The sequence below is a fragment of the Erysipelothrix anatis genome (assembly GCF_009828745.1).
In the GTDB taxonomy this organism is placed as follows: Bacteria; Bacillota_I; Bacilli_A; order Erysipelotrichales; family Erysipelotrichaceae; genus Erysipelothrix; species Erysipelothrix anatis.
This window is the reverse complement of the sequence record NZ_WTSX01000005.1, coordinates 23,668-35,385: the sequence shown is the minus strand read 5'-3', so window position 1 is coordinate 35,385 and position 11,718 is coordinate 23,668. Positions and strand designations below refer to the sequence as shown.

The window sequence follows — 11,718 nt, the reverse complement described above, 5'->3', positions numbered from 1 at the left end:
ATTATGAGAGCACAAGCTATTTTAAAATGCACAGAGTGTGGCGAAGAAAACTACTACACATCACGTAACAAAAAAGTCCAATTAGAGCGTATGGAAATCAATAAATATTGCCCACGTGATCGTAAACACACTTTACATAAAGAGAAAAAATAAGTCGTAAATCGACTTTTTTTCTATTATGAAAATAACGAAACAAGTAATGGGGTATGTTGAGACCAATACATACTATCTTGAAATTGATAATAAGGTAGTTGTAATTGATCCATGTATGGACCCGAAAAATAACGCTCAACGTTTATTAAAACCACTAGAAGGTAAAGAAGTCATTGCAATTTACCTTACCCATGGACACTTTGACCATATATCTGGTGTTGATACAATTACTGAAATATATAAGTGTCCAGTCTTTGTATTTCATGAAGAAGCACACTATTTAACGAACCCCAATGTTAATCTCTCAAATCAAATGCCTGAATCTGTTGTTCTGACTTCGGATTTTGAGACATTTTTTGAGGAACCACAAACAGTCGGACCGTTTAGTTTTGATGTCATCAAAACTCCAGGCCATACAAGTGGTTCAGTGAGCTTTATTTTTGAAGAGGATGCCATTGTTGGTGATTTTATATTTAAAGGAACCATTGGACGTACTGATTTACCTACGGGAAGTATGGCAACGATGAATAACTCTTTAAAGATGTTTATTGAAATGTTTGAGGATGAGCAATTAAATCTTTATCCCGGACATGGCGATATTACGGATTTAGATACCGAGAAATTAACTAACCCATTTATTCAAAAACTAAAATAGCCTAAAGGCTATTTTTTTATTTTAGGTTAAATTAAAAAACAAGTGTATTTAGAAGTATGACTAAAATAGAGATACAATTCGACCAACTTATTAAACAGTGTGTTCAACATCGAATCAGTGATATTCATATTTATGGGTCGGAATCACAACAAGAGATAGTTTTACGTAAGCATAAGCATATGGTAATGAAAGTAGATGACATTGATCCGAAAGCGTTATTTATCTATTTGAAGTTTATCGCGGGTTTTGACATTACAAATCCAAATCCGCAGACGAAGGTATTCCATTACTATATTGCTGAACAAGACCTTCAAATACGGTTTGCGGGCATCCACAATTCAAATAAATACAGTGGTGTTGCTCGAGTTTTAAACATTAATGATAGTAATCTTTGGGCTGATTTATGCCCATTTAAAACGATTCGTAGCAAAATTCATGAAATCATACAAAGTAATTGTGGAATTCTTTTATTTGTTGGTCGAACTGGAAGCGGAAAATCAACAAGTATGTTTTATGCACTATCACAACTCAAGACCAAGCAAATTTATACTTTAGAGAATCCGGTCGAACGGATCAACGAACGGTGGATTCAAATCGATACAGAATGTGTTGGTACTCATCTAACGCAACTATTGCGCCATGATCCGGATATTATTGTACTTGGAGAACTAAGAACCGTTCTAGATATATCTGAGTTAATACGTGCAGGACTCAGTGGGCATATGATTGTCGCAACAATGCACGCATCAACGTTACAACAGGCATTACGAAGGCTCGCTGAATTGGGGGCAAGTGTGGAAGATTTACGCGAATTACTGGAAGGCGTTGTACTTCAGGAAATGAAGATGGATGTTAATGGAGAGGTGAAGGTTTTTTTTGAAATGTTTGATAAGGAAAAAATTAGAGAAAATCTATGAACAACGTCGATTGAAGATGCAAAGCGAAGAAATCCTAGAGTCTTTAAAAAACGGTATGAATATTCAAGATATCAATACACAGTACGGTTGTGACTTTACTTCACTGGAGAGACTCTATGAGTGCTTGGACGCAAAAGGTGAGGGTATTGTTATAAATCCCTTTGTTAGTTTAAAATCTTATGTATTTTGGATTAAACTCAAGCAAAAAATATACAGCGAAATTGCACAGAAAATAGCTTATCCAATTCTTCTTCATGTAGTGTGTATCGTGATGATTAGCATTTATTCTAATCAGATAAGGTACCAGATAAGTGTTCTTTTGGAAGATAGTGCATTGAGTAGTACTAGTATTGAAACTGTATCCAATCTATTTGCAATCATTTTAGCAATACATTGCATCGTAGTTGGAATAATTGCATGTTGCTGTTTTAGTCTGCGTGTTTATCCAACACTAAGTTTAATCATAATTAACAAATTTTCGCGGATATATCGACTCATGGGCACAATACGGATTATTAATCTCTATAGCAATAGTACACTTTTTGCAATCTCATTTCATGATACGTTTTCATTACTAAAAACCTCGAATTGTGAGATCCTAAAATGGTATGGATATCACGTTCTAGACAATTTAGAAACTGGGAAAAGCATACAAGAAATATTTTCGCATGATATTTTTGACAAGGATTTAGGTAGATATTACGTATTCAAACAAAATGTTTTAAAGCAAAAAGAAGGGCTCGATTCATACATACGTCACGCTACAAAGAAACTTAGTAGATATTTCGGGCGTGTAATCATGATTTACAAACTGCTTGTATATGGTTTTGTGATATTAACTGTGTATGGATACTATCAAGTAATGTTGATTCCAATCAATTTGATGGAGGGACTATGAAAAAAGGATTTACATTGATAGAAATGGTCTTGGTTATGGCGGTGATTGTTGTATTGTTGTTGCTAACAATGCCGAATATTCAACGAACATTGAATGTAATTAATGAAAAAGGATGCGATGCACAACTAAAAATAATCGATGCTGCTATTTTACAGTGGCAACTAAAGCACGATGGAGTTCCTGTATCCATTCAAAATCTCGTTACAGATGAGTTTATAACAGAAAGGCAGACACGATGTTCTGATGGAAAAAATATTGAAATTGTTCACGGTCAAGCGACAATACAGTAATGGCTTCACGATGATCGAACTATTAATTGTACTTAGTTTTGTTATCTTTGTTACAACGATGGTCAGTCACCATCAGATTTTCAAGGAATTACCGTATGCTAACAAAGGGATTATCACACTTCAAGTTGAAGCGATGTATAAACTGAGACGCAAGTATGTTACTGCAGATGTGTGGTTTAATGCTAACGGAAATGTAAATCATGCAAGGGATTTTGATTACAACAACAAAAAATGTACGATACAACTAGGTTTTGGACGTTATCGTTGTGTATAAAGGATACTTAATGGTGGAGCTTCTTTTGGCAATTTTGATAGTTGGAGGTGCATTCAAGTTAGTCGTCGATGTTTTCAAGCTGGTTTCACGTTAGTTGAGTGCATGATAAGTTTTACAGTGTGGGGACTTATTACCATATTGATTCATCAAATCCTCATATTAATGGTGAAAATTCACCGTCCAACAATTTACCCGATTTCAGTATTTAAACTACAGCTTACGCAACTTTTAAACCGTGCAGCCAATGTTAATACCGAGAATGGCACCATATTTTTTTCTTTTGATGAGAAACAATTTGGTATTTCATGCAAGGATTCACGGGTAGTCAAAGAACCGGGATATGAAATTTTAATTGATGAAGTAACAACATGTCAAATTGATAGGAGTCTTATGAATGTATGTACAAAAGATAAATGTGAAGCGATATCAACGTGGCATGATTTTAATACATAGTCTTATATTTTTGACAGTTATTTGTTTCTGGATTAAACGGGAAGTTTCTATATCCAAAGAGTATTATGAAACTGTAAGCTATATGGAAAAGATTGAAAAACGTCTAAATATAGAAAGAACAGTCTTTAATTATTTTAGAAAAAATCCCGAAAGTACCGCATATGAGGATAGTGGAAACCAGGTTTCTGCTGAAAAAATTGAAGATAAAATCTATATAAATATAAATGGAGTTATCCCATATAGATTAGAGTATGCTATAATGAAAGACGAAAGTTTCAAACTTTACATAACGGAGGAATAATTATGATTTCATCAAACGACTTACGTTCTGGAATGTCAATTTTACATGAAGGCAATCTTTATGTAGTTATTGATACATCACACAATAAAACAGCACAACGTCAAATGATTATTAAAGCAAAAGTACGTAATATGCGTACAGGTTCAGTAACTGAACTCAGCTTCATCGGAGGAGACAAGATTGAGCAAGCTCACGTTGAAAAACGACCAATGCAATATCTGTACGATGCTGGTGAGATGATCGTGTTCATGGACAATGAAACATATGAACAAATAGAAATCGATAAAGCTCGTCTTGAGTGGGAATTGAATTTTATGAAAGAAAATTCAGAAGTAACAGTTGTAGTTTATGAAAGTGAAATTCTAGGAGTTACACTTCCAGAAAAAATTGCGCTTACAATTACACAAGCAGAACCAGCGGTTAAAGGCGATACAGCTACAAACGCGCAAAAAAATGCAGTACTTGAAACAGGATATGAAATCCGTGTTCCTTTATTCATTAGCGAAGGTGAAGTTGTTGTTGTAAATACTTCTGACGGAAAATACTCAGGACGTGCATAATTAATTAAAAAAGACCTTTATTACACATAGATAAAGGTCTTTTTTTATATTTGTAAATAATTATCACAAATCATAACGTCAGAAAGAGTATAAGTGTAGACAAATAAGTACTGAGTTCATATAATTACAATGTACTTCAGGGCAGGGTGAAATTCCCGACCGGCGGTAGACCCCGCGACCCATCAATGATGGTTGAATTGGTGAAATTCCAATGGCGACAGTATAGTCTGGATGAAAGAAGTTGTTTTTTCATGTCGCCTTGAGTCTTATTTTTTCACAAGGAGGACAAAAATGAAAAAATTAAGCACTCGAATTATGGTGAAGATATCAATACTTACAGCAATGTCGGTGATATTTTACTATTTTGAATTTAGGGTTATACCTGGATCGCCATTAAAAGTTGATTTGAGCGATGTACCGGTCTTAATTGGCGCGTGGTTAATGGGACCACTTGCAGGTTTTATGATTGCGCTATTGAAAAATTTAGTTCACTTTCTAACAATTTCAAGTGATGGCAATATTGCTGGAGAACTTGCAAACTTTGGATTTTCGGTATTACTCATGCTTCCAGTAGTGTTCATTAAAACCGATCGTAAATTCAAGAATGGGATACTCACGATTGTTTCTGTCGTCGGCGTTTCTCTAATAATGAACGTGTTCAACTATTACGTAACATTTCCTTTGTATGGGTTAGACCAATCGAATGCATGGGACATACTAAATGCCGTTTACTTACCATTCAATATCGTTAAAGGTACCATACTTATGGTCTTATTTATGCTTATTAAACCAACACTAAAAAGAATTCAATAGGACTCCGGTCCTTTTTTTTATGAATGCAAGGAAAAATTTGTTATAATAGATAAAGGTCATGAAGCAATTAAAATAACTTATGTAACTAATCCAATCATTAGTGACTTTTAATATGCTATAATTTATCAAAGGAGTGATATTGTCATGAAATCTCGCGTTCAAAAAAATCAAGCACTACATGAGGCATTGTCTTCAAATGCAGAGAGTGGAATCGAAAATTCAAATCTTTCACAATTTGCTAATCGATTAAATCAAATTGATGATCAGTTTAGAAAAATGGATGAAAACGAACCCAAAGTCGACCATGAACCAACTCGGGCGCGCCAACATATTCCATCACAAAGTGAACCAGTTGAACCCAACACATTTGACACATTTGAGAATACATATTTAAAAGAGTTTTTGAATGAAGTTAAAGAGTACAATGTTAAAAAAGGGTATCGTGATGAAGGCAATACACAGTCCAATATCTTTAAAGAACTTGATATTGATGCTGAAACAATTCAAAAAATCAACCCAGACATTATGCAATCGGTTATCAATGAAATTGATCCAAGTCTAAAAGCGGATGCTAACATACTTGAAGAAACTCGTGTTTTCCGTGTTGATTCGCTTCAAGACGAACATAGTGTTCCAGATTTAGAAAAAACAATTTCAATGGCCGTTCATGAGATGGCGCAAGATGTTGATACTCCTGCGGATACTCAAGTGGCTAAAACACAAACTCAAGAAACTGAAGCGGAGCCTGCTGTCGAAGTATCTCAAGATGATTATGTTGATGTTGCACCAATTGATGAAGTTGTTGAATTGGATATCGATATGTTAGACGATAAATATGAAGAGAACTTAGATGAGGTTGGATCATTTAATTTTGACTCAGAAAAATTCAAACGAGAATTATTAGACCAAACACAAACGTTACAACACAAAATTATAGATCAAGAACGTCATATTGAGGAAATCAGTGATACAATGGTTAAAACGAATCGTATGATGAATGTCGTTATTTCACTTCTTGTCTTAGCTATTTTTGTTGTTATTATTTTAATATTGATTCAAAAAGTATAATTAGAGGTGAAAAAGTGATTAATATAGCAATTGATGGGCCGAGTGCATCGGGAAAAAGTACGATCGCAAAGCGGTTAGCAAAAGATTTAGGATATACACATATTGACACTGGTGCGATGTATCGTGCAGTAGCATATGAGTGTATTAGACAAAACGTGGATCTCGAGGATGAAGTAGCTTGCTTTGAGGTTGCTATGAAAACAGAAATAGAACTTTCGCCAGAAGGTTCTATCTTTGTGAATGGCGAGGACGTAAGCAATAATATTCGTACTGATGAAGTATCTCAAGGTGCTTCAAAAGTATCAAAATTTGCAAGAATACGTGAGCTGCTCGTTGCAAAACAACGTAAAATGGCTGAAAAGAAGGGGTTTGTGATGGATGGTCGAGATATAACCTCCGTTGTACTTCCAGATGCTGAGATTAAAATTTTTCAAACTGCGGATGTTACTGTACGTGCTCAGCGTCGATTTGAAGAATTAACCAAAAAAGGATTCGATGTAGAATTCGATACCTTATACAAAGAATTAGTGGATCGAGATTATCGTGATATGAATCGAGAAGAATCACCATTAATCAAAGTTGAAGATGCAATTGAAATTGATACAACCTATCTCAGTGTTGATGAAATTGTAGCGTTAATTAAGAAATATATAGAGAGTAGGTAGTAAAAATGATAGATGGAGTTGTTGCGATCGTTGGTCGCCCAAATGTAGGGAAATCCTCATTGTTCAACCGTATCATGGGTGAGCGATTATCAATCGTTCACGATGAAGCAGGAGTCACACGTGACCGCTTATACGGAAAAGCAACATGGTTAACTAAAGATTTAAGATTTATTGATACAGGTGGAATTCAAATCGAGGGACAAGCATTCGCGGATGAAATTCAAATGCAAGTCGATATCGCTATTGATGAAGCAGATGTAATTGTTTTTGTTGTTAGTGGAATGGAAGGTCTGACTAATGATGACCAGCATATTGCCCGCCTATTACGTGAAACGAATAAACCTGTTATTGTAGCGGTCAATAAAGTTGATGATATTCAATTTCAAGCAGATATTTATGAATTCTATGCACTTGGCTATGATGAGCCAATGGCAGTAAGTAGTTTGCATGGAATTGGTGTTGGGGACTTACTTGATACGATTATTCGAAAACTCCCTGAAAAGGGTCTGACAATGTATGAAGATGAATTGAAATTTTCAATCATTGGTCGTCCGAATGTAGGGAAGAGTTCACTTGTGAATGCAATGCTTAATCAAGAACGTGTAATTGTTTCTAATATTGAAGGAACAACTCGTGATGCAGTTGATACACCGTTTAGATTTCACGATAAAGATTATGTCGTTATTGATACAGCAGGAATTCGTAAGCGTGGTAAAGTATACGAAGACGTTGAAAAGTATTCAGTCTTACGTGCGATGAGTGCCATTGAACGATCAGATGTGGTTTTATTTGTGTTGGATGGAGAGCAAGGAATTCGTGCTCAAGATAAGCACGTTGTTGGTTTTGCGCACGATGCAGGAAAACCTATCATTATCGTTTATAACAAATGGGATACAGTTGATAAAGAAGAAACATTGATGGATGATGTGCGTAAGCAAGTTGCTGGTGAATTCTTGTATCTTTCATATGCGCCGATTGCGTTCGTATCGGCTCTAACCAAAAAGCGTGTTCATACTTTGCTTCCCCTTATTGATCAAGCGTATGAAAATAGTAAACGCCGTATAGGAACAAGCGTTCTTAATGAAGTTATTCAAGATGCAATTCGTTTAACGCCACCTCCATCACACCATGGAAAACGTTTAAAAATTCTATATACATCACAGGTTGCTACAGCACCACCAACGTTTGTCGTGTTTGTAAACGATCCAGAGTTATTACATTTCTCATACAAACGTTATCTAGAAAATGCTTTACGTCGTGCGTTTAACTTTGATGGTACGCCGATTCGTATTTTAGTCAGGAAGCGAGGAGCGTAATGAAAATTGGGATTATTGGTTCAGGAAGTTGGGGAACCGCATTAGGACAAGTTCTTGCTGATAATCAACATGAAGTTCTCATCTGGGGGCGTAAGCTGGATGAAGTTGTTGATATACATTTGTACAGCCAAAATGAAACATATTTTCCAGGTATTAAATTGAATGAATCTTTGGATGCAACACAAGATTTTGAAGAAGTAGTAAATGCCGATGTCGTATTACTTGCAGTACCGACAGGTGCTGTTGAAGAAGTCTCGAAGCGTTTGAATGAAACATTAACAAGACCAGTAACAATCATTAATGTTGCCAAAGGGTTTCATCCCGAGACTCACGAGCTCTTAATTGATGTTATTGAGCGAGTGGTTGATGCTGAAAAGCGTCTTGGGGTTGTGAGTCTGATTGGGCCTTCCCATGCTGAGGAAGTTGTATTACGTGATTTGACAACAATTAATGCGGTATCTTTAAATCAAGATGCTGCAGAGCTTGTACAGAATCTTTTTTCAAATGATTATTTCCGTGTCTATACTAATAATGATGTGATTGGTGCACAGGTTGGTGTGGCAATCAAAAATATCATTGCGATCGCAAGTGGATGCTTGCAAGGATTAGACTATGGGGATAATGCTCGTGCTGCATTAATGACCCGTGGTCTTGCAGAAATGACACGTTTTGGAGTTGCATTGGGTGGAGAAGCAGAGACATTTTTAGGACTTTGCGGGGTTGGAGATTTGATTGTAACAGCTACAAGTCAACATTCACGAAATTTTCAAGCAGGGTTTATGATTGGAAAAAACAACTCAGCCCAAGCATTTTTTGACACAAATGACAAGACCGTTGAGGGTGTTTTTGCGGCTAAAGTTGTCCATAATATGGCGAAATCAATGAATGTATCGATGCCAATCACAGAAGAGGTCTATAAAGTCGTCTTTGAAGGCAAAGAACCAGTCACCGCAATTCGTGAATTAATGCAACGCGATTTAAAAGCAGAGTAGCTTTAACTTGTGTTTTAAGCAGTATAATGATATTATTTCAATATGAAATGGAGGTTTCAATATGAGTGAAACATACAACAAAAAGTTATTAGGGGAAGCAATTGCAACAAACCTAGACGTAAGTAAGAAACAAGCTAATGAGTTTATTGATGCATTCTTAGATGAAGTCAAAAAAGTCTTAGAAGAAAAAGGTACAGTTGATCTTGCAGGGTTCGGTAAATTTGAAGTTCGTCACCGCGCAGCACGTGATGGTTTCAATCCACAAACAAAAGAAAAGATCCGTATCGAAGCTTCATACAGTGTAGGGTTCAAACCTGCAAAAGCATTAAAAGACGCAGTTAAATAATAATTAATTGAGGAGCGATGCTCCTCTTTTATTAATAGAAATTTGGAGATTAATTTATGATGCCATATCTTTATTTTAATCCCGTAGGTATGGGTTTTATTCTAGTTGCCGCAATTTTATCATTAGTTGCACAAATGTTTGTAAAATCTAACTATAGCAAATATAGTAAAGTCAAAACTATGGGATCAATGACAGGTGCTGATGTAGCACGCCGTATTCTCGAATTGAATAATATTACAGATGTTGAAGTGGTTCAATCAAAAGGAGGGGTCTTAAGTGACCATTATGATCCTACTAAGAAAATTGTAGCCCTTTCACCAGATGTATATAAAAATAATTCAATTGCTTCAGTGTCAGTTGCAGCCCATGAAGTCGGGCATGCTATTCAACATGCGGAAGCATACGCTTTTATCGGAATGAGAAACAAGTTATTGCCTCTGGCAATTACAGGTAACAGTATTTCTATGATAGCAATCATGATTGGGATTTTTGCGCAAGATACTACGATTTTCTATGTCGGAATTGGAGCATTATTACTGATGGCTGCATTCCAGTTGGTTACACTGCCAGTTGAGTTCAATGCTTCTGCAAGAGCCTTGAAAATTTTAGATCAACAAGCAATTTTGACCCAAAATGAGCTTCCAGGAGCTCGTAAAATGCTATCAGCAGCCGCATTAACATATGTTGCAGCTTTAGTAGCGACATTAATGTCGGTGCTAAGATACATCGCAATTTTTAATAGCAGAAAAGACTAGCATAAACATGCTAGTTTTTTTATGATTAGGCGAGTAGATAGCATATTTAAGATAGAGGTGATGTGATGAAACGATTCTACAGTATCTTTATCATGCTAGTTTGTTGCATTTTTATTCATTGTATTTCGATAAGAGTTGTAGCGGAACGTCAGAGTTTTATGCATGAAGTATCGAATATCCAATTGAATGAAACAGGGTTAGTGATAGAAGGGTGGGCATTAGTGCGAAATCGTACTCACTTATTGAATGAAAAAACACATGCATTCAAATTGGAATTAAGAGGGAATATGCATTCAATCTGGGAAACGGGTACCGTTAAAAATATTTCACTTACGGATTTGATGGAATATCGTGGATATCCTAAATGTAACTTTTTCGACAAGTATAAAACGGATTGCAATTACGACTATGAAAATGTTGGGTTCAAATTTGAAGTTCCACTTTCAAAACTAAAAATTGACAATTACTCAATACGAATTCATATGAATGTAGCAAGTACAGACGAAAGTTTTTCGAGTCGACTCAACTATCTAAACGAGAGTGACATAGCGCACAAATCTAAAATGTTATCATATACACTAAATAGTAATTTTCGATTTCAAAATATTAAAATCATACATCCCACAGTAGTTGCTAGAGCTAAACCATATTTGAATTTTCAAACACCAACTGTTCAGTATGGAAAATGCTCACAAAACTATGGAAGAGATAGTTTTTACATGCACAATACCTCTTTTAAGAAGATCAAGAGTATCCGGTCGAACGGGCTGGTAAAAGCAATCGAACTGGGTGTTCGTTTGGATAGCTGTGATGGTTTGCGTAATCGGGTTGTAGAAGGTGATGAAAATATAGCTTTCGTACAAAGCAATTTTGTATCGTATCCTCAAGATAAAGGCTTAACATTGAGTGTTGTTTCACTTAAAAGTGATCCGGTAATCATGGCTCCGGATTTAACGGTATCGCAGTATGAAACCATTGATGTAATGCACAATGTAACTGCTAAGGGCTATGATAAAGAATCAGTAACGTATCAAGTGAAGCCAAGTCAATCATCAGTTAATACGCGTAGACCTGGCAAACAAGAAATAAAGTATCGTTTTGATAATCATAGTGTTACTAGAACAATTTTAGTTCTCCCAATCGAGAAGAAATATCGCTATGTATCGAATGATAGCATAAACCAACTTATCTTATGGAATCAAAAAGAGTTTAAAGATGAGCTCCAAAAATTGGTAAAATAAAAACTCAGCCGAAGCTGAGCT

General features: G+C 35.7%; 15 protein-coding genes and 1 riboswitch. All 15 genes read left to right on the top strand.

All coding sequences use genetic code 11. The annotated features are described in order from the left end of the window. The first annotated feature begins 3 nt into the window (after positions 1 to 3). The 15 genes from rpmG to GVV19_RS04775 all read left to right on the top strand — a co-directional run bounded on the left by rpmG (position 4) and on the right by GVV19_RS04775 (position 11,697). Entirely contained in the window at positions 4 to 153 is a 150-nt protein-coding gene (gene rpmG / locus GVV19_RS04845) for a 50S ribosomal protein L33 (protein ID WP_159636437.1), read from the top strand. 25 nt (positions 154 to 178) lie between these two features. Then, a complete protein-coding gene (locus tag GVV19_RS04840; protein WP_159645951.1) occupies positions 179 to 808 on the top strand; it encodes an MBL fold metallo-hydrolase in 630 nt (209 codons plus the stop codon). Between the two features lie 56 nt (positions 809 to 864). Continuing rightward, positions 865 to 1,725 (top strand): ATPase, T2SS/T4P/T4SS family, encoded by an 861-nt coding sequence (locus tag GVV19_RS04835; RefSeq protein WP_159645948.1) that lies wholly within the window; start codon positions 865 to 867, stop codon positions 1,723 to 1,725. 894 nt (positions 1,726 to 2,619) lie between these two features. Further along, complete coding sequence (gene comGC / locus GVV19_RS04830) at positions 2,620 to 2,913, top strand: competence type IV pilus major pilin ComGC (RefSeq protein ID WP_159645945.1); 294 nt, start codon at positions 2,620 to 2,622, stop codon at positions 2,911 to 2,913. Next, positions 2,867 to 3,187 carry a prepilin-type N-terminal cleavage/methylation domain-containing protein gene (locus GVV19_RS04825; RefSeq protein ID WP_159645942.1) on the top strand — a complete coding sequence of 107 codons (321 nt, stop codon included), beginning with the start codon at positions 2,867 to 2,869 and terminating at the stop codon, positions 3,185 to 3,187. Before comGC ends, GVV19_RS04825 begins: the two co-directional genes overlap by 47 nt. Positions 3,188 to 3,581: 394 nt before the next feature. Further along, positions 3,582 to 3,941 carry a hypothetical protein gene (locus tag GVV19_RS04820; RefSeq protein ID WP_159645939.1) on the top strand — a complete coding sequence of 120 codons (360 nt, stop codon included), beginning with the start codon at positions 3,582 to 3,584 and terminating at the stop codon, positions 3,939 to 3,941. A gap of 2 nt (positions 3,942 to 3,943) precedes the next feature. Continuing rightward, positions 3,944 to 4,501, top strand: a complete 558-nt coding sequence (gene efp / locus GVV19_RS04815) for an elongation factor P (RefSeq protein ID WP_159641402.1) — start codon at positions 3,944 to 3,946, stop codon at positions 4,499 to 4,501. A 128-nt stretch (positions 4,502 to 4,629) separates the two neighbouring features. Continuing rightward, positions 4,630 to 4,748, top strand: a riboswitch (FMN riboswitch). Between the two features lie 44 nt (positions 4,749 to 4,792). Next, positions 4,793 to 5,314 (top strand): ECF transporter S component, encoded by a 522-nt coding sequence (locus tag GVV19_RS04810; RefSeq protein WP_159641401.1) that lies wholly within the window; start codon positions 4,793 to 4,795, stop codon positions 5,312 to 5,314. Between the two features lie 144 nt (positions 5,315 to 5,458). Continuing rightward, positions 5,459 to 6,382, top strand: a complete 924-nt coding sequence (locus GVV19_RS04805; protein ID WP_159641400.1) for a hypothetical protein — start codon at positions 5,459 to 5,461, stop codon at positions 6,380 to 6,382. A gap of 14 nt (positions 6,383 to 6,396) precedes the next feature. After that, positions 6,397 to 7,047 carry a (d)CMP kinase gene (gene cmk, locus GVV19_RS04800; protein ID WP_159641399.1) on the top strand — a complete coding sequence of 217 codons (651 nt, stop codon included), beginning with the start codon at positions 6,397 to 6,399 and terminating at the stop codon, positions 7,045 to 7,047. Between the two features lie 5 nt (positions 7,048 to 7,052). Next, the gene (gene der, locus GVV19_RS04795; RefSeq protein ID WP_159636415.1) at positions 7,053 to 8,363 is read left to right on the top strand and encodes a ribosome biogenesis GTPase Der; all 1,311 of its coding nucleotides are present in this window, start codon (positions 7,053 to 7,055) and stop codon (positions 8,361 to 8,363) included. After that, the gene (locus tag GVV19_RS04790) at positions 8,363 to 9,355 is read left to right on the top strand and encodes an NAD(P)H-dependent glycerol-3-phosphate dehydrogenase (protein WP_159645936.1); all 993 of its coding nucleotides are present in this window, start codon (positions 8,363 to 8,365) and stop codon (positions 9,353 to 9,355) included. Before der ends, GVV19_RS04790 begins: the two co-directional genes overlap by 1 nt. Before the next feature lie 61 nt (positions 9,356 to 9,416). Next, a complete protein-coding gene (locus GVV19_RS04785) occupies positions 9,417 to 9,701 on the top strand; it encodes an HU family DNA-binding protein (protein WP_159636411.1) in 285 nt (94 codons plus the stop codon). Between the two features lie 56 nt (positions 9,702 to 9,757). Further along, entirely contained in the window at positions 9,758 to 10,456 is a 699-nt protein-coding gene (locus GVV19_RS04780; protein ID WP_236261707.1) for a zinc metallopeptidase, read from the top strand. A 65-nt stretch (positions 10,457 to 10,521) separates the two neighbouring features. Further along, positions 10,522 to 11,697: a hypothetical protein gene (locus GVV19_RS04775; RefSeq protein ID WP_159645933.1), complete on the top strand. Its 1,176-nt coding sequence runs from the start codon at positions 10,522 to 10,524 to the stop codon at positions 11,695 to 11,697. Positions 11,698 to 11,718: the final 21 nt, after the last annotated feature.